The sequence below is a fragment of the Pseudomonas sp. MF09156 genome (assembly GCF_059862305.1).
Window position 1 is genome coordinate 229,675 of the sequence record NZ_JCBCUR010000004.1, and the last position, 16,639, is coordinate 246,313.

The window sequence follows — 16,639 nt, forward strand, 5'->3', positions numbered from 1 at the left end:
CCAATCAAATGTAGGAGCTGGCTTGCCTGCGATAGCGGTATGCCAGGCACCCAAGCCTTCCCTGCTTAGATAACAAACCGCGCCACCATCGCATTCAAATCCACTGCCAGGCGCGACAGTTCGTGACTGGCGGCGCTGGTCTGGTGGGCGCCGGCCGCCGATTGGGTGGCCAGGTCGCGGATGTTCACCAGGTTGCGATCCACTTCGCGGGACACTTGGGCCTGCTCTTCGGATGCGCTGGCGATCACCAGGTTGCGCTCGTTGATCAGGCTGATGGACTGGGTGATCTGCTCCAGTGCCACACCCGCCGCGCGGGCCATTTCCAGGGTGCTTTGGGTGCGCTGGTTGCTCTGCTGCATGGACTGCACCGCCTCACCCGTGCCGTTCTGGATGCCGGCGACCATTTTTTCGATCTCCTGGGTCGACTGCTGGGTGCGGTGGGCCAGGGCGCGCACTTCATCGGCCACCACGGCAAACCCGCGCCCGGCTTCACCGGCGCGTGCGGCTTCGATGGCGGCGTTGAGGGCCAGCAGGTTGGTTTGTTCGGCAATCGCCCGAATAACATCCAGCACCTTGCCGATATCGCGGCCCTGGGTGGCCAGGCCTTCGATCAACACCGAGGTGTTCTGCACGTCCTGGGTCATGGTCTGGATCGCGCCCACGGTTTCCACCACGCGGTCGCGCCCTTCCCGTGCGGCCTGGTTCGACTGGGTCGAGGCCTCGGAGGTGGACACCGCATTACGCGCCACTTCTTCCACGGCAGCGGTCATTTCATTGACGGCGGTGGCGGCCTGGTCGATTTCATTGTTCTGCTGCTGCAAGCCCTTGGAGGCTTCCTCAGTCACCGCGCTCAGCTCTTCGGCGGCGGACGCCAATTGCGTCGCCGAGCCGGCGATATGCTGGATGGTCTGGCGCAGGTTGCCCTGCATGGTCGCCAGGGCACTGATCAGCCGCGCAGGCTCATCCTGGCCATCATCCTCAATAACCTTGCTCAGGTCGCCGCTGGAGATGGTCTCGGCGGCTGCCACCGCCTTGCGCAAGGGCGTGACAATGCTGCGGGTCAGCAGCCAGGCGAGCAATACGGTCATCAGCGCCGCGACCACCGACACCACGATAATCCCGCTGATCGCATCGCTGTAGCTGCGCCCGGCGTCGTCCCCGGCCTGCTTGGCATCGGCAGCGTTGATCGCAATCAACTTGTTGAGCTGTTCACCCATCTGATCGGTGCCGTCCTTGATCCGACTGTTGATCAGGGCCCGCATCTCCTCGACCTTGTTCTGCTGGGACAACGTCAGCATTTCAGCCTGGGCTTTAAGGTAGTTGTCCAACGTCACCGCAAAAGTCTTGTAAAGCGCCGCTTCTTCGGCGCCGGCCGGCATCGCGGCGTAACCCGCCTGGGCTTGGCGGGCCTTGTCGACCAGGACATCAATGCGCGCCTGGGCATCTTGCAGGGCGCCAGGCTCGCGGTTGACCAGCACCCGGAACGACAGAATGCGCAGGCGTAATACGCTCTCGGTCATATTGGCCAGGTAGCCGACACTCGGCAGCTGGTTGGCGCCCATGTCCAGCGCGGCCTGGCGAATCAGGGTCATGCGGTTGACGGCAAACACCCCCAGAACAATCACAAGCAACGCAATAAACGCAAAACCGAGAAACGCCCGAGGTGCGATATTCAAATTACGGAGGGACATAGGAAAGCTCTCAAAGAGGGATGGCTGCGAGCGTCCTTGCCGCGACACGGTCACTTAGCGTCAACGCACCGAGATGACTGTTCGGCGCCACTGTTATAAGGGTTGTGTGGGCCTATAAGAGGTATCGGCCGGCTTGAGGCTTTTTGCACGAATCGGAGAAATATATTTTCACACTTTTGACAGTGGGCGCTTTCTGGCATCCTGCGCCTCCATTTTCTGACCCGAGCACGTATCTTGTCTGACGCTCAAGCCCCCCGCCCCCGTTATAAATCGGACCTGATCTATGGTCTGGAAGACCGTCCGCACTTCACGGCAGCGATTTTTGCCGCCCTGCAGCATGTGCTCGCCAGCTTCGTCGGGATCATTACCCCGACCCTGATCGTCGGCGGCGTACTGGGCCTGGAAAGCGAAGTGCCCTACCTGGTCAGCATGGCGCTGTTCGTCTCCGGCCTGGGCACCTTTGTCCAGGCGCGACGCTTCGGCCCGGTGGGTTCGGGCTTGCTGTGCCTGCAAGGCACCAGCTTTTCCTTTATCAGCGTGATCCTCAGTGCCGGCTTCATGGTCAAGGCCCGGGGCGGCGGCACCGAGGAGATTCTCTCGACGATCTTCGGCATCTGCTTCTTCGCCGCATTTATCGAAGTGGTGCTCAGCCAGTTCATCGGCAAATTGCGCAAGCTGATCACCCCGGTGGTGACCGGCACCATCATCACCTTGATGGGCCTGTCGCTGATCAAGGTCGCCGTGACCGACATGGCAGGCGGCTACGGTGCCGCGGACCTGGGCGCAGCGGGCAATATGGGGCTCGCAGCCCTGGTGCTGCTGACCATCGTGGTGCTCAACCGCTTCAATAACCCGTTCCTGCGCCTGGGCTCGATTGTCATCGGCCTGACATTGGGGTTTGTGGTGGCCTGGTGGCTGGGGCGCGTTGACTTGGCGGCATTGCCCCAAGTGCCGCTGATCAGCGTTCCGGTGCCGTTCAAGTACGGGTTCTCGTTCGACTGGGTGGCGTTTATCCCGGTGGCGGTGATCTTCCTGATTTCGCCCCTGGAAGCGGCCGGTGACCTGACCGCCAACTCGATGATTTCCCAGCAGCCTGTCAAGGGCCCGCTGTACATCAAACGCATCAAGTCCGGCCTGCTGGCGGACGGCCTGAACTCGGTGATGGCCGCCACCTTCAACAGCCTGCCGATGGTGACCTTCGCGCAGAACAACGGGGTGATCCAGTTGACCGGCGTGGCCAGCCGCTATGTGGCGTATTTCATTGCCGGCCTGCTGGTGTTGCTGGGCCTGTTCCCGATGATTGGCGCGGTGCTGCAACTGATGCCCAAGCCGGTGCTTGGCGGCGCGACCCTGATCATGTTCGGTACGGTGGCGGTGGCCGGGATCAAGATCCTTGCCGAGGCCGGGCTGCATCGGCGCAATGTGCTGATCGTGGCGATTTCCCTGGGCATGGGCCTGGGCGTGGCGGCGGTGCCGGAAGTGCTGCGCGAACTGCCCAAGGCCTTGCATAACATCTTCGAGTCGCCGATTACCGTGGGTGCGTTCTGTGCGATCCTGCTGAACATTTTCCTGCCTGAAGAGTTCATAGAGCTGGAAGAAGATGAATTTGACCCGGAAGCCTCTACCCTCAAAGTGATGCAGGACCCGGAACCGACCAAATAGGAACCCTTATGCGCAGATTGATCGGCCTGACCCTGTCTTTGATATTGCTCAGCCTGAGCGCCTGCGCCTTGTTCCCCAACCGTGACCCGCTGCATATTAATGTGGTGGGCATCGAGCCGCTGCAAAGCCAGGACCTGGAAGTGCGCTTTGCAATCAAGCTGCGGGTGCAGAACCCCAACGACACGGCCATCGACTACAACGGCGTGGCCCTGGACCTGGAGGTCAATGGCCGGCCGCTGGCGGCTGGGGTCGCTGATCAACAGGGGTCCATCCCGCGCTTCTCCGAGACGGTTCTGACCGTCCCGGTCAGCGTTTCAGCGTTTTCGGTATTGCGCCAGACCCTGGGCCTGAGCCAGACCCAGAGTTTGAACAACCTGCCCTATGTACTGCGCGGCAAGCTGGCAGGCGGGTTGTTTGGCACGATGCGCTTTGTCGATCGCGGTACCCTGGACCTGCCCAACACCGTGACTTGGTAAATAGCATGGACACCTTGCCTACCCTGTACACCGAACGCCTGATCCTGCAGCCGCTGACCCTGGACGATGCCGAGGGCATACAGCAGCAGTTTCCCCACTGGGAAGTGGTGCGCTACCTCAATGCCCTGGTGCCCTGGCCCTACCCGGCCGACGGTGCGCGCAGCTACCTGGAACAGGTGGCTTTGCCTGCCATGGCCCAGGGGCGCGAGTGGCATTGGTCGATCCGCCTGCGCGAGACGCCCGAACGGTTGATCGGCAACGTGAGCCTGATGGATGAGCAAGACAACAACCGTGGCTTCTGGCTCGGGCCGCAATGGCAGGGCCAGGGGTTGATGAGCGAAGCCAGCGCGGCAGTGACCGCGTATTGGTTCAAGGTGCTTGGGCGACCCGTGCTGCGGGTGCCCAAGGCGGCGCCGAACCTGGGCTCACGCAGGCTTAGCGAAAAAACCGGGATGCGCTTGATCCGCACGCAAGAAGGACAGTTCGTGGAGGGGGCGTTCCCCAAGGACATCTGGGAAATCACCCGCGAAGAGTGGCTCAAACAACAGCTGTAGGCACCGGCCAGCCAGGCCTACTTGGCGGCCATCAGGCGGTTGACTTCGCTGCGTACCATGTTGGCAAATTCCGGTGGCGACATACCGTCCAGTTCCGAACGCACCCATTCGGCCCATTTGCCCTTGCGCTTGGCGCGCTCGCCAAACAGCCGCGCGCCCTCGCCCTTGGCCTTGCCCAGGTTGCTTTGCCACAAGTCATACAGACGGGACTTTTCGTCTTCAAGCGCCGCACGCTCGGCTAAGGGCTTGTTGGCCAGATTGAAGCTCATGTGGAATTACCTGCTGCACAAATAGGTGACATCTTACACTGTAGGTGGAAAGGTCCGAATTCGGATTTTGCATAGACTCAGTAACCCACGAAAAAAACTGCAACTTTTGCCGTGCTGCAAGACTCCATTGTTCACTGCCCACTTACCCCGCAAGGAGCTACTCAATGGCCCGTAAAACCGCCGCCCAAGCTGTCGAAGAGCAAATCAAGGACCAGGCGTTCAGCGAACTCCAGGCCCTGATCGAAGAATCCGACAAACTGCTCAAGAGCAGCGCGTCGCTGGTGGGAGAAGAAGGTGAAACCCTGCGCGAACAGGTCGCGATAAAGCTCAAGCAGGCCCTGGACTCGGTATCCAGCGTGCGCGAGCGCAGCAAGCCGGTGGTGGATGCCACCGAAACCTATATCGGTGGCCACCCTTGGCAGACCGTGGCGATTTCCGCAGGCTTCGGCCTAGTAGTGGGCCTGCTGCTGGGCCGTCGCAACTGATCGACAACACGGCTGGCGCGGCTCAGCCCGCGCCCGCCATTAGCCTTGCGCCAACGCGCGCAACCGCGCCAGCTCATCCCCATCCAACATAATCCCTTCCAGCGCGGCCTTGTCCCGTGCGCGATGACGCCGATCGCCCGGCAGACGCCGCAACCCCGCCGCATGCATCTGCCGCACTAGTTCCTGGCTGCGTTGGGCGAAGTCTTGCCCGGCGGTTTTGCTCGGGTCGATCACGATCAACAACTGGCCGGTCCAGGGCGTCTTGGCGCCGGGGTGGTTGGACCAGTCGAATTCAAACGAAAAATTCCCCCCGGTCAAGGCCCCCGCCAGCAGCTCGACCATCATCGACAACGCCGAGCCCTTGTGCCCGCCAAACGGCAACAACGCACCGCCTTCGAGGATCGCCCTGGGGTCCTGGGTCGGCTGGCCCAGGCTGTCGACACCGGTGCCCGGCGGCACCCGTTCGCCCTTGCCCGCGGCGATCTGCACATCGCCATGGGCGATGGCGCTGGTGGCCAGGTCAAACACAATCGGCGGCCCATCTGCGCGTGGGGCGGCAAACGCGATGGGATTGGTACCGAACAAGGGCCGATCCGCCCCGTGGGGCACCACGCAGGTCATGCTATTGACCACACTCAGGGCGACCAGGCCTTCTTCGGCAAACGGTTCGACATCCGGCCACAGGGCGGCAAAGTGATGAGAATTACGAATCGCGAGTACGGCGATCCCGGCGCTGCGGGCTTTTGCCACCAATAATGGGCGGGCGGCAGCCAAGGCCGGTTGGGCAAACCCATTGGCGGCGTCTACCCGCACGAAGCCCGAGGCAACATCCTCGACCAGCGGCACCGCCTGGCCATTGACCCAGCCGCTGTCCAGGGTCGAGACATAGCCCGGTATGCGAAACACCCCATGGCTATGAGCCCCATCCTGCTCGGCGCGGGCGCAGTTGTCGGCCAGTACGCTGGCAACCTCATGCGAGGCCCCATGACGGGTAAAAATAGCCTTGAGTAGAGTCACAAGTTCAGTGAAGCCGATTGAAGTATTCACTGCGGTAATGGGAGTGGCTGACATCTGAAGCTCCAGAATTGTTATTGGAAGGGGCAACAGCCTGCTGGATTCAGCTGCTTGATTAACAACGCGTGACAAGTGAGCTGTCAACCACCGCTGCGGTTTCAAGCCTATTTATTTAGGGCCCTGCGGATGCTCGCCACGTCTAGGCTCGATGCCTTCTATAACCTGCACCGAGCCTTTGCGATGGACGACCTGCAACTCCCCTACTTTTTCCCCGAGGCCATGCGCCTGGCCAAGCGCCTGAGTGAGCGCGAACGCCAGCGCGATATCGACGACCAGGATCGCCAGTTCCTGCGCAATCTGTTTTTTGCCAGCGCCACCGGGCGTAAAGCGCAATCCCCGCCGATGATCGCCGAGCGCTTGCTGCTCAACTGCCCAGGCAAGGAACCGATTGAACTGGCCGGGGCATTCGCGATGGGTTCCGAGGGCGACTACAACGCGGTTTTTTTCTATGGCCCGCAGACCGGACTGGAGAAATTCAGTGATTACGGGCAATTGTCGCAAGCACTGAAAACCAGGCTGGGCGATGAGCACAAACGTGGCGAGCTATTGCATTTCCTGTCCATTGGCCAACGCGCAGATTTGAGCTTTGCGGCCGGTTCTACGCTCACTCGGCAACTGATCGAGGGCAACGTATTCGACGAACAAAAAGCCTGCATCGAGCGTTACCAACAACTGAATGTGCAGGCAATGCTCGATCAATTGGGCCAGTTGCCGTTATTGGAGACGTTGCTGGACCAACTGCTGAACAGCACGTTGCGCAAAGCCTTTCCCAACGCTGATCACCACAAGACCCATGTCTTTTTGTATGCCCTGGCGGCCTCCCCTACGGAGCAGGACCGCTGGGTCGACGCGCTGCGCCTGCGCGATGCCCTGCTGTTGTTTTATCGCCAGCAGTCCTGGCCCGTAGGCCTGCGCCGGGAGTTCGTGAACCCTGAGGTGGCAGCGACCCAGGGCACCAACACACTGTGGGAAGAGGGGCTGAAACAAGCCTCGCGCCAGCTACATCTGTTCCTCCTCAACTCAATAGAGACCTACTGGAACGCTGACATCCATCCCGGGCAGTCGAGGCGCGAGTACTTCGCCCAGGCGATGAGCGATAAATCCAGGGTCGATCTGCTGTTCAAGCGCCAGGAGGATGTGATTTCGGCGCAACAGTGGCAAGAATTGCAAGCGCTTTACCTGGAGGGCAACCGCCGGGGAACAATCCCTATCGAGAAAGTCCGGCTATGGGAGTACCCACCCCATTTTGTCGAGTTGGCCAGTACGCTGGTGATTACCGATAGCCTTAACTGTCTCTACACCCAATCCAAGGGCTTGCAAGTACTTGCAAGCTATGACGACTTGCAGGCAACGCTCAAGGCAATGGCCCAGGCGAGGGGGCATGAAGATGATTTTTTCGGCTTCCTGGGATTGGAGGAACGGGCGCGGTTCATAGGTTTTAAACATCCACAGATCAGTTCGGCCTCTATCAATGGGCCGGTATTCAACACCTTGTTTGAAGGCATCATCAACAAGCAGCGGCAGAACCTCGAGTATTGCCTGGATATCTACCGGCGTAACCTGGGGACGGTCAATGCCTATGCCCTGCTTGATCACGGCCTGGATATCCGTGCCATGCTTGACCATCGTCTACTGGGACTGGATGCCAAGGGTCGGTGGAGCACTCACCCATCGCCACCTTCGGTACCCGCTGAAAGGGCGCGACTGACAATCCGCAAACTGCACAGCCTGGTCAACGCACAGGGCGATCTGATAGCGCGGATTCCCAATCTTGAGACGCTGATTACCGACCAACTGCGCCGCACCTTCAACCTTTCTGCCGGGATCGCCCTGGATCCGGCAAACCTCTACATCAGCCGCTATGCCACCCATGCCGACGCTCAGGAACGCCGGACGCCCCAAGCCAGCCAGAGCATCCTCGCCCATTGCATCGCCCGGCTGAAGGGAGAGGCACAGGCCATCCCTGACTCTGCGCAGTACGGCGTGTACGGGCCACGGAACCACGGCGTGGCAGCAAAACGGCCGGAACTGAGCATTGCTCGACTCAATAGCATGCTCACCCAGTGGTTGCTCGTGCTAAACCTCCAGGCCGTCGCCCAGACTCCCCGCGCGGGCCTGGAGGCATTGATCCCCACGCTGGCACACAGCATGGCAGTGGGGATTCTTGAAGAGGCTAGTCTCAGACTGCTCGATAAAACCCTGGACGAACGTGATGTCGGCATCCTGCGGGCCGTCCTCAATCCGGACACCACCAGCACACGCCAGCCTCTGACCTTGAACGGCTTCACACCCGAAGCCTTCACCCTGTCGCTGCTGGCGAAAGGCCAAACCACCTTGCGTCAATTGGCCAACTGTTTTGTGCTGACCGAGCGCGGCGGGCTTGATCAGCATCACTCCGGACATGCGTTGTTGTGGACGCCCGCCAGCGGCGTGGAAGCCTTTACTACGATCCGTTACCTGCGCGACGCATTGGCGCACCGGCTGAACGACTCGGCCCTACGCCTGAGCCTGCTGGAAAACCTGGACGCGCTTAAGCGGCTCCCCCATCAACGCTATGAGCTGGGACCGCTTCAGTCAATCAGAGAACCGGTGCTGCATAGGTGCCAGCGATCGTGGATCGATCAGCACATCGCCCAGCGCCAACACACTCTGGCGTTCAAGACCGATGCCCAGTCATTGGTCCAGGCGCTCGGCGAAGTGCAGCGCCAACAGCCGGCCAATAATCTGCAGCGCGCTATCGATATCGCCCGCTGGGCTGAACTCAGGCATTCGCTGCCCGACAGGCTTGGGGCCGCGCCGGCCAGGGAACAAAGACGCCACGCGGAGATTCTCGAGCAATATCGCGTCAGTACGTTGCATGGCCGGGACTATCTTTATGAGCTCCGGTCATTGCGCCAGCATGTGTCGGATCGCCTTCGCCTTAACGAAATGCTCGTCGATTACTCGCTGTTTGCCGATGGGGTGCAGATCGTTCCCAAGCTGGCCCTGGCAGGGCTACGCCAGAGCCTGCTGGATTTCGCCATGAACCCCGCCCGCCTGCAAAGTGCCAGGTTCGATGTGATCTGCACGTCTGCCGACCTTACGGAAACCGTGGTGCGCCAGATGCTGACCCAGTTGAAAGTCCACGATGACTACCACACCTACCTGGCGCAACACCTGGCTGGCGGTGCGCCCGGAATCGAGCAGCGGCGCAGGGACTTCAGCCAGCAACTGCCGTGGCAGCTGCTGCAGCATGCCCATGCCCTGAAATTACAGGAGCGCCTGTCAGAACGAGGCTTGGACCTGATCCAACAGGTTGTCGACATGCCAGACGCGATTGCCCGCGCGTCGGTCGCAGGCGCGAGCGCCATCATCAGGCCGCTTGAGCTGCTAGCCACGGCCGGTGCCACGCGCGCGCCCGTGCTCGGCCTCTACCTTATTAGCGCAGGACGCGAGGGGATCCAGGTGTTGTATGCACCCTATCACCCGACACTGAGCTTTACCGAGTTTGAAAGCGAAGCGCAGTTTCTTGAAGCCCTGAACCTGCCGGGTGCCTTGCAAGACTGCGTCCTCAATCGCTTGGCCGCGCCTCAGGACGCGACCTATCGCAATCTGCTGGCCAGCACGCTGGGGAGAGATTCGGAAATCACCCTGGACTTCAATCCAATCCAGGGCAACCTGTTCAGCCAGCTGTTCGACGACAATCGGCAACTGCTCCTCAAGTGGCTCGGCGTCCAATGGGTCGAGGGGGCGCAGGCCGAATGGGAAACCGTCAAGCAGGTGCTCAGCGGTTCTGCCGAGAGTGTGCTGAGTTTGCTGCCTGGCAAGCTGGCGCTGCCGTGGAATATCTGGCGCAGCATTTCGTTGTTCATGGACTCCGCCGAAGCATTGCAAGACCATCATTGGCGCCGGGCCTTACAGACGTTTATCGAAGGCATTGCGCAAATGGCGTCACTGGCTCAGCAATTGCACGACGCGCAGTCATTGCTCTTCGATCCCGAGCAGCAAACGCCCCAGGCTGCGCCGCAGACCTTTGTGAAGTGGCCGGGACTGGACATCACCGCCCCACAACGCACCCAGCTTGCACCCAGCGAAGTGAGTGATGTGGCCCTGGTGAACATGAACAAGAATGAGCTCAACGGTACTTACCAGCATCAAGGGGCCGCCTATATTCCGTTGGCTGGCAAGGTGTACAAGGCGCTGTCTCTGGGGAACGACTGGCGCATTCGCACACCCGATCAAAACGGCCCCTTCATCCATCGCAACAGCGCCGGGCAATGGGCGATCGACACCCGCGGCAATATCGCACGCTATGGCCAGGCTTTTGGTCGCCTGCTGGATCGCAGGGAAATCCGGGCATCAGCGCGCAGGACAATGAATATCGAGGCTGTCGGGATGAGGGCCATTCGCCAACTGTGCCCTGATCGGGCCAGGATGATTGTCGAGGCGATCGACCTGGCAACTTTTTATGTGCAGAACTGCAAGTTGAACCTGGCCTTGCTGGAGCCTGGGGTAGCGCCGGTCACGCGTATCCATCGCTTCGTCAATGAGTTCTTTGGCATTGATATCGACACCGATCAGGGCCCGCAAGTGGTTGATCCACTCCTGGTGCAAAAGCTGCATCGTATCGTCGATCTGATCCTGGCAGCGCTATTGGACCCCAAGCTCAGCGCGCTTGATTCCAAGCGTTTCGTGGCCGGTTCTCATCGAACGGACCCACACAGCAATTGGGGGTTCACCATCGATAAAGATCCTGATCGGCGGATTTACTTGTCCGAGCATTTTTTTGCACCGCCTTTGAGCATTTATGACAACTGCCTGCCCGACCATTTCGACTGGGCGGCCCATGCGCGGGCGACGCTGCTGATTCATGAGTTGAGCCATGTGGTTGCTGAGACAGCCGATGCAGCGTACCTGGACTCCGTGGCGCCGTTTTCCGACCTGATCGAGACGTTGACAGAGGCCGGGCGCACTCTGTCTGGCGCCCTGAAAAAACAGCAATCCCAAAGCTACTCGCGCAGGACACCCGTGGGCCAGCTATTCAAGTTTGCGGACGTGAGCGGCACGCTATGGAGCGACTTCGGACAAGCCTCAGACACCGAGTACATTAGGGATCAGATACTTCGCACCACCGGGGGCGCGAATTTGGGCAACGCAAGGGGGATTTTCATGAGCAACCTGGCAAGGCGAGTCGACACCATGCTGGATAATGCCGACTCGGTGGCGTTCATGATCAGTAACCTGGGACGTCAGTTAGACCCAGTGCCCTCCAGTCGAAGGGCATCGCTGGACTGATCCCGCGGGGATCAGTCCTTTTGATCGCGCAGTACATTGCCCGAGGCGCCGTCGATGCGTGCTTCATAAACGATACCGTCAGCCTTGCGACCTTTTACTTCCCAGTAACCGTCGTTATCAGCTTCGGCCTGGTAGACCTCGATGTAACCGGCCTTGGTCTTGGCGGTTTCAATGGCTTTCTCGATGGTGATCCAACCTGCCCCGGGTTTGTCGGCCAGGGCGGCGCCAGCGCCGAGCAAGGTGGCAGTGGCAAGCATCGCGGTGAGGGTTTTCTTCAGCATTTTCTTACTCCGTTAGAGAGAATGACTTACAGATCCAGATTTTTAGGGTGTTTGGACCCCGAATTAGTTCCACATTGATGCTCATTCGCCATGATGGCTGTTCTCGGCACCCTGCCGGGAAGGTTAGAATGTAGGAAATCAGGAAGCACCAATGACCGAGCAACCCCTTTCAGAAGCTGACTACGACGCAATCACCGATGCCGCCGCGCATTGGTGCATGCGCCTGCACGCTTTTGATTGCACAGAGGCCGAGCGCCAGGCGTTCGAGCAATGGCACGACGCACATCCCCTGCATGCGTTCGAATATGCGGCCATGCTGGAAATCTGGGATGTAGCCGACCATTTGCCCCGCAGCAAAGAACCCTCCCCGCCCCTGGCGCTGGTTCCGCCGCCCAGCCGCTGGCGCAAGTATGCCGTGGCTGCCGCCATCTCTCTGGTGGCGTTGCCCCTGGCCGCCTTCACTGGCTGGGAAGCCGGTTGGCTGCCCAGTTCCTATGAGCATTACGCCGCCGAAAACGGCCTGCGCCAAGTGACACTGGCCGACGGCAGCGTCGTGGAACTGAACCTGGGCACCGAGCTGGTCTACAGCAACTATAAAAACGAGCGCCGGGCGACCCTGAAAAAAGGCGAGGCGTTCTTCAGCGTCAGCCACGACCGCGAGCATCCGTTTGTGGTGCGCGCCGGCAGCGGGCAGATCCGTGTGACAGGCACCCAGTTCAACGTCTGGAAGTATGACGAGCAGGTGCGGGTCATGCTGCTGGAGGGCTCGGTGAAGATCACCAGCGATGCCAGCCACAGCGGGCTGAACCTCACGCCCGGGATGCAGGCCAGCTACAACCGTGGTGATGCGCAACCGCAGCTACAGGCATTCTCTCCCCACGACCCGGCACTGGCCTGGCGCACGGGCAAGTTGATCCTCGACAACCTGGCACTGGTAGATGCCTTGCCCCTGATCAACCGCTACCTGGGCAAACCGGTGATGCTGGCCGATACCGGCACCGGCAATATCCGTATTGGCGGGATCTACGATATCCATGAAGTTACCCATCTGGTGTCCTCCCTGCCCAAGGTGCTGCCGGTCTACCTGACCCAGAACCAGGATGGCAACACCGTGCTCAATTCGATCCCACGCAAAACTCCCAAACGCTGAACAGCAATCGCTCCCCAAGGGATTGCTCGCGCCATGATGTCCACTTTTGAAACACCCACCGCCGCGCAAGCGCCCTGCGGCTGCGGATTCATCGATTGGTCATCAATAGTGTTGCGCTGCTGAAACACCCCTTTCGCCCTGCCTGCCCATGCCAGGTGCCGGTCATCCGCTGGCGTCCTGTTTCATAGCTGATACACCTTTGCACCTGCCTGCCCTGCCATACATCCCAAGCCTTTGAAAAAGCTGCAAATATAAAAAACGGCACAGCTCCTGCTCTATTCCCTACAGCGCTGTTTAGGGTCAGCGTCATAGAACAAGGAATGATGCCGTGGCAACTCTCAATCAAGGCTCCATAGGCCTACTACTGATCAGCTGTGTACTCAGCGCCAGTGTGAGCCTGCCCGCCTCTGCGCAGGACGGCATCATCGTTACAGGTCGCAATGTGCAAGGCTTTATGGTCGGTCGGCCCTCCTTTGGGAAGGACCCGTACCCTTCCACCGCCAACGCCAACCCCAGCCAACAGATCCTGCGCGCTACCGGCAGCGAACTCAGCGATAACGATTTCGCCGGTGTCAGCAGCGGCTCGACCATCACCCGCGCCATCCTGCCTAACGGCGACCTCCCCGGCTTGAGCAATACCCTGGGCAACAGCTCGACTGGCCTGGGCGCCGGTGCCGCGGCCGGGCATGCCAGCGGCAATACCCTGGGCGGGCAGATCAGCGGCTCGATCGAGCGCGGCCTGGCACCGCTCAACAACATTGGCTCGATGATGGGGGTCCAGCCATGAATCGCGCGTGGCTGTTACTCAGCGTACTCGGCTGTTCGGCGGCCATGGCCGACAGCAGCAACCAGGCCTCGATCGACAATACCGGCAAGCAGTACACCGGTGTGCTGTCGGTCAACCAGGCCGCCGGCAATCAACAACAGCAGATCAACAGTCGGGCGATCAGCCTCGGTGGCCAGGCCAGCGAGGCGCTGATCCAGAAACTCGACGGCAAGGTTGATCCCGCCCTGAACGCCAGCGCGGCGATCCAGGGCAGCTCATTTAGCAATGGCAACGGCATCCTGGGCGTCAACCAGGCGGCCGGCGCCAATAACCAGATGATCAATGCGGTGCGGATCAGCACAGGTCCGCAAAGCATCGATGACAGCGTCCTGTCGCAACAGAACATGACGTTGTTACCAGACTCACGATCCCCCTCTACCACTGGCAGCCGCCAGGTCGTTACCAGCGACCAGGCCTTCACCGGCAGCCGTGGAGTGGTACAGGTGAATCAGAGTGCAGGGGTGGGGAACCGAATGGCTAACACCCTCGGTGTGACTATCAAGTAACCCCTTGATAGGTGTTTGTTAGACCGTACCAACACTTAACCAACTAATTAGAAGCAAGGAGATACACCATGAAACCTACAATGGCTCTCAAACCACTGGTTTTCGCTCTGGCTGCGCTCATGGCTGTTGCTGCACAGGCAGGTCCTGCCGAAAAATGGAAACCAACCCCAGCGCCAACCGGCACCGTGGCCGCTGCCGTGACCGACACCCAAGTGAGCAAGGACAACAAGTTCGACGACACCAAGACCCTCAACAACGCCGGGGCCAACGGTTCGCTGAGCAGCAGCAAAGGCAACCTGGGCGCCAACATCGCGGCGGGTTCGGGCAACCAGCAAGATAACGCTGCGGCAATCACCAGCAGCGCTGATGATGATATTAAAAGTACCTTCGCTTTGGCCGATATCTATCAAGAAAGCAAAGACAACAAGTTCACCAACAAAGGCACGCAAAACAATGCTTCGCTGGTCAACTCGGCCAACAACAGCTCCGGCAACGTCGGTGTCAACGTGGCGGCCGGTCAAGGCAACCAACAGAAAAACAACCTGGCAATCGTGACGGCTGACGGCAAAAACGTCGCGGCTGCCTCGAACACCGAACAAGTGTCCCTGGATAACCACTTCCTCAACGAAGCGGCCTCCAAACACAGCTACAAGCCTCAGTATGTGGTCAACAACGCTGGCCTGCTCAACTCCGCCAACAACGCCTCGGGCAACATCGGCGTGAACGTGGCAGCGGGTTCGGGCAACCAACAAAGCAACACCCTCACCCTGGGCAGCGGCTGCACCGTCTGCGCAGCGGGCACTGGCAGCAAACTGGCGTTCTGATGCAACGGGGCCTTGGCAACAAGGCCCTTTTTATTTCCAGTGTCCATCAGGTCATGATCATGCGCCTCGCGACGCTTTGCCTTCTGTTATTGCTCGCCGGCCCCTCGTGGGCAGGGCAAATGGCGATTTCCGCCATGCCCGGCGGTGCAGTGATTTTCAAGAAGGTCGAGAGCATCCGCGAACGCCGGTTCGCCAACCTGGTGGAACAGAAAACCGATTTCAGCTGTGGTGCTGCGGCACTCGCTACCATCCTGCGCCAGGCCTATTGGCTGGACGTGGATGAAGAACACATCATCAAGGGCATGCTGATCAACGCTGACCAGGACCTGGTACGCACCCAGGGCTTTTCCATGCTGGACATGAAGCGTTATCTGGAGAGCATCGGCATGCGCGCCCGGGGCTACAAGATCGGACCCGACACCCTGCTGACGGTGAAGATCCCGGTGGTGGTGCTGGTGGAGATCCGTGGCTACAAGCACTTTGTGGTGATGCAGCGGGCTGAAAAAGACTGGGTCTACATCGGCGATCCGGTACTGGGCAACAAGCGCCTTTCGCGGGATGACTTCCTCGCAGGCTGGAATGGCATCGTCTTCGCCGTACTCGGTGAAGGCTATGACAAGACCAACGCCCTGCTCGATCCCCCCACGCCGTTGACCGCCAAGACCAAAATGAACGAGTTCCGGCCCGTGGGCGACGCCGAGCTGATGGACTTCGGTTTCATCCAGAGCGACTTCTTCTAGAAGCGCCATAAGGGGCAGGATGCCCCAGGAGCAGATGATGAACACTTCCCGTTGGCTCACGGCCCTGTGCCTGGCAGCCTCGATGCCTGCTTATGCCTCTTCGGCGTTCAAGCCCATTGAAATGAACGACGCGGAACTGGCTGAACTGCGCGGCCGCTTCGTGATGCCGGGGCGGATTGTCAGTTTCGGCATTGTCATGAGCACCACCTGGACCAATGCGGCGGGCGACACCAGTACGGTGAGCGCCAACATGCATATCGACTCGTCCACGATCACCCCGCAATTCTATGTGCAATCCACCGGTTCGGTGGGTAACGGCACCAACCGCGACCCGGGCACCGGCACCGTGGTCGGTGGCGCCGGGCTGGGCAGCGGCCAGGGCGTGACCCAGACCGTACGCGCCGCAGGCGATGGCAACACGGCGTACAACAACGTCGGGATCAATGTCAGTGAAAACGGCCTGTCGCCGGCCAACGTCGCGCAATCAGGGCATGCGTTGATGGCGGGCGGCTCGTTCACCACAGACAGCGCGGCGGGCCGGGTCAGTGTGTCCGCCAACAATGGCGGCGTGCAAATGGCCATCGCAGCCCATAACAACCAGGGTAATGCGTTGCAGCAGATCGGCGGCGGCAACGTGCTGCAAGGCACGGTTTTGCAAGGCAACAGCAACTTCGTCAATAACATGACCCAGCTCAATGTCGCGCTTGGCAGCAATGGCCTGAGCGCCGGGGCATTGAACTGCAATCTGGATCAACTCAAGGGCCTACGCACACTCGGTTATTGAACTACGCTGACCCTCGACACTTACGCATTAGAAAAGGACGGCT

At 60.1% G+C, this 16,639-nt stretch carries 15 protein-coding genes; 11 read left to right on the forward strand and 4 right to left on the reverse strand.

All coding sequences use genetic code 11. The annotated features are described in order from the left end of the window. Nucleotides 1–65: 65 nt before the first annotated feature. Nucleotides 66–1,691, reverse strand: a complete 1,626-nt coding sequence (locus AC19YY_RS12555) for a methyl-accepting chemotaxis protein (RefSeq protein WP_170041340.1) — start codon at nucleotides 1,689–1,691, stop codon at nucleotides 66–68. Nucleotides 1,692–1,925: 234 nt separating this feature from the next. Between AC19YY_RS12555 and AC19YY_RS12560 the strand changes: the two genes are divergently transcribed. The 3 genes from AC19YY_RS12560 to AC19YY_RS12570 are packed head-to-tail and all read left to right on the forward strand — an operon-like array spanning nucleotide 1,926 to nucleotide 4,383. Then, nucleotides 1,926–3,353: a nucleobase:cation symporter-2 family protein gene (locus AC19YY_RS12560; protein WP_169951882.1), complete on the forward strand. Its 1,428-nt coding sequence runs from the start codon at nucleotides 1,926–1,928 to the stop codon at nucleotides 3,351–3,353. A gap of 8 nt (nucleotides 3,354–3,361) precedes the next feature. Next, nucleotides 3,362–3,829 (forward strand): LEA/WHy family protein, encoded by a 468-nt coding sequence (locus tag AC19YY_RS12565; RefSeq protein WP_170041338.1) that lies wholly within the window; start codon nucleotides 3,362–3,364, stop codon nucleotides 3,827–3,829. Between the two features lie 5 nt (nucleotides 3,830–3,834). Next, a complete protein-coding gene (locus tag AC19YY_RS12570; RefSeq protein WP_169951886.1) occupies nucleotides 3,835–4,383 on the forward strand; it encodes a GNAT family N-acetyltransferase in 549 nt (182 codons plus the stop codon). A 17-nt stretch (nucleotides 4,384–4,400) separates the two neighbouring features. On the opposite strand, the gene AC19YY_RS12575 is transcribed toward AC19YY_RS12570, so the two are convergent. Further along, on the reverse strand, nucleotides 4,401–4,652 hold the full coding sequence (locus AC19YY_RS12575) for a hypothetical protein (RefSeq protein WP_038441493.1): 252 nt from the start codon (nucleotides 4,650–4,652) through the stop codon (nucleotides 4,401–4,403). Nucleotides 4,653–4,816: 164 nt separating this feature from the next. On the opposite strand from AC19YY_RS12575, the gene AC19YY_RS12580 reads away from it, so the two are divergent. Further along, nucleotides 4,817–5,137 (forward strand): ElaB/YgaM/YqjD family protein, encoded by a 321-nt coding sequence (locus AC19YY_RS12580; protein WP_169951888.1) that lies wholly within the window; start codon nucleotides 4,817–4,819, stop codon nucleotides 5,135–5,137. Between the two features lie 39 nt (nucleotides 5,138–5,176). Here the strand turns inward: AC19YY_RS12580 and AC19YY_RS12585 are convergent, their stop codons facing one another. Beyond that, nucleotides 5,177–6,208 (reverse strand): Ldh family oxidoreductase, encoded by a 1,032-nt coding sequence (locus AC19YY_RS12585; RefSeq protein WP_169951891.1) that lies wholly within the window; start codon nucleotides 6,206–6,208, stop codon nucleotides 5,177–5,179. Nucleotides 6,209–6,337: 129 nt separating this feature from the next. Between AC19YY_RS12585 and AC19YY_RS12590 the strand changes: the two genes are divergently transcribed. After that, on the forward strand, nucleotides 6,338–11,485 hold the full coding sequence (locus tag AC19YY_RS12590; RefSeq protein WP_500604274.1) for a dermonecrotic toxin domain-containing protein: 5,148 nt from the start codon (nucleotides 6,338–6,340) through the stop codon (nucleotides 11,483–11,485). Between the two features lie 11 nt (nucleotides 11,486–11,496). Here AC19YY_RS12590 and AC19YY_RS12595 read toward each other — a convergent pair whose 3' ends face one another. Further along, a complete protein-coding gene (locus AC19YY_RS12595; protein ID WP_169951895.1) occupies nucleotides 11,497–11,766 on the reverse strand; it encodes a PepSY domain-containing protein in 270 nt (89 codons plus the stop codon). Nucleotides 11,767–11,917: 151 nt separating this feature from the next. Between AC19YY_RS12595 and AC19YY_RS12600 the strand changes: the two genes are divergently transcribed. The 6 genes from AC19YY_RS12600 to fapE all read left to right on the forward strand — a co-directional run bounded on the left by AC19YY_RS12600 (nucleotide 11,918) and on the right by fapE (nucleotide 16,596). Continuing rightward, nucleotides 11,918–12,916, forward strand: a complete 999-nt coding sequence (locus AC19YY_RS12600) for a FecR family protein (protein WP_170041334.1) — start codon at nucleotides 11,918–11,920, stop codon at nucleotides 12,914–12,916. 328 nt (nucleotides 12,917–13,244) lie between these two features. Continuing rightward, nucleotides 13,245–13,703 (forward strand): fibril amyloid chaperone protein FapA, encoded by a 459-nt coding sequence (fapA, locus tag AC19YY_RS12605; RefSeq protein ID WP_500604275.1) that lies wholly within the window; start codon nucleotides 13,245–13,247, stop codon nucleotides 13,701–13,703. After that, a complete protein-coding gene (gene fapB / locus AC19YY_RS12610; RefSeq protein ID WP_169951902.1) occupies nucleotides 13,700–14,248 on the forward strand; it encodes a fibril amyloid subunit FapB in 549 nt (182 codons plus the stop codon). The genes fapA and fapB overlap by 4 nt, the downstream gene beginning before the upstream one ends. Nucleotides 14,249–14,316: 68 nt before the next feature. Continuing rightward, nucleotides 14,317–15,072, forward strand: a complete 756-nt coding sequence (gene fapC / locus AC19YY_RS12615) for an amyloid-like fimbrin subunit FapC (RefSeq protein ID WP_169951904.1) — start codon at nucleotides 14,317–14,319, stop codon at nucleotides 15,070–15,072. Nucleotides 15,073–15,131: 59 nt separating this feature from the next. Continuing rightward, the gene (gene fapD / locus AC19YY_RS12620) at nucleotides 15,132–15,812 is read left to right on the forward strand and encodes a fibril amyloid maturation endopeptidase FapD (protein ID WP_170041332.1); all 681 of its coding nucleotides are present in this window, start codon (nucleotides 15,132–15,134) and stop codon (nucleotides 15,810–15,812) included. Between the two features lie 37 nt (nucleotides 15,813–15,849). Next, entirely contained in the window at nucleotides 15,850–16,596 is a 747-nt protein-coding gene (gene fapE / locus AC19YY_RS12625) for a fibril amyloid subunit FapE (RefSeq protein WP_500604276.1), read from the forward strand. Nucleotides 16,597–16,639: the final 43 nt, after the last annotated feature.

Bases quoted from the DNA above. Each gene is read 5' to 3' on its own strand.
- AC19YY_RS12555 (WP_170041340.1), bottom strand. From the start codon at position 1,691: ATGTCCCTCCGTAATTTGAATATCGCACCTCGGGCGTTTCTCGGTTTT.
- AC19YY_RS12565 (WP_170041338.1), top strand. From the start codon at position 3,362: ATGCGCAGATTGATCGGCCTGACCCTGTCTTTGATATTGCTCAGCCTG.
- AC19YY_RS12570 (WP_169951886.1), top strand. From the start codon at position 3,835: ATGGACACCTTGCCTACCCTGTACACCGAACGCCTGATCCTGCAGCCG.
- AC19YY_RS12575 (WP_038441493.1), bottom strand. From the start codon at position 4,652: ATGAGCTTCAATCTGGCCAACAAGCCCTTAGCCGAGCGTGCGGCGCTT.
- AC19YY_RS12580 (WP_169951888.1), top strand. From the start codon at position 4,817: ATGGCCCGTAAAACCGCCGCCCAAGCTGTCGAAGAGCAAATCAAGGAC.
- AC19YY_RS12585 (WP_169951891.1), bottom strand. From the start codon at position 6,208: ATGTCAGCCACTCCCATTACCGCAGTGAATACTTCAATCGGCTTCACT.
- AC19YY_RS12590 (WP_500604274.1), top strand. From the start codon at position 6,338: ATGCTCGCCACGTCTAGGCTCGATGCCTTCTATAACCTGCACCGAGCC.
- AC19YY_RS12595 (WP_169951895.1), bottom strand. From the start codon at position 11,766: ATGCTGAAGAAAACCCTCACCGCGATGCTTGCCACTGCCACCTTGCTC.
- AC19YY_RS12600 (WP_170041334.1), top strand. From the start codon at position 11,918: ATGACCGAGCAACCCCTTTCAGAAGCTGACTACGACGCAATCACCGAT.
- fapB (WP_169951902.1), top strand. From the start codon at position 13,700: ATGAATCGCGCGTGGCTGTTACTCAGCGTACTCGGCTGTTCGGCGGCC.
- fapC (WP_169951904.1), top strand. From the start codon at position 14,317: ATGAAACCTACAATGGCTCTCAAACCACTGGTTTTCGCTCTGGCTGCG.
- fapD (WP_170041332.1), top strand. From the start codon at position 15,132: ATGCGCCTCGCGACGCTTTGCCTTCTGTTATTGCTCGCCGGCCCCTCG.
- fapE (WP_500604276.1), top strand. From the start codon at position 15,850: ATGAACACTTCCCGTTGGCTCACGGCCCTGTGCCTGGCAGCCTCGATG.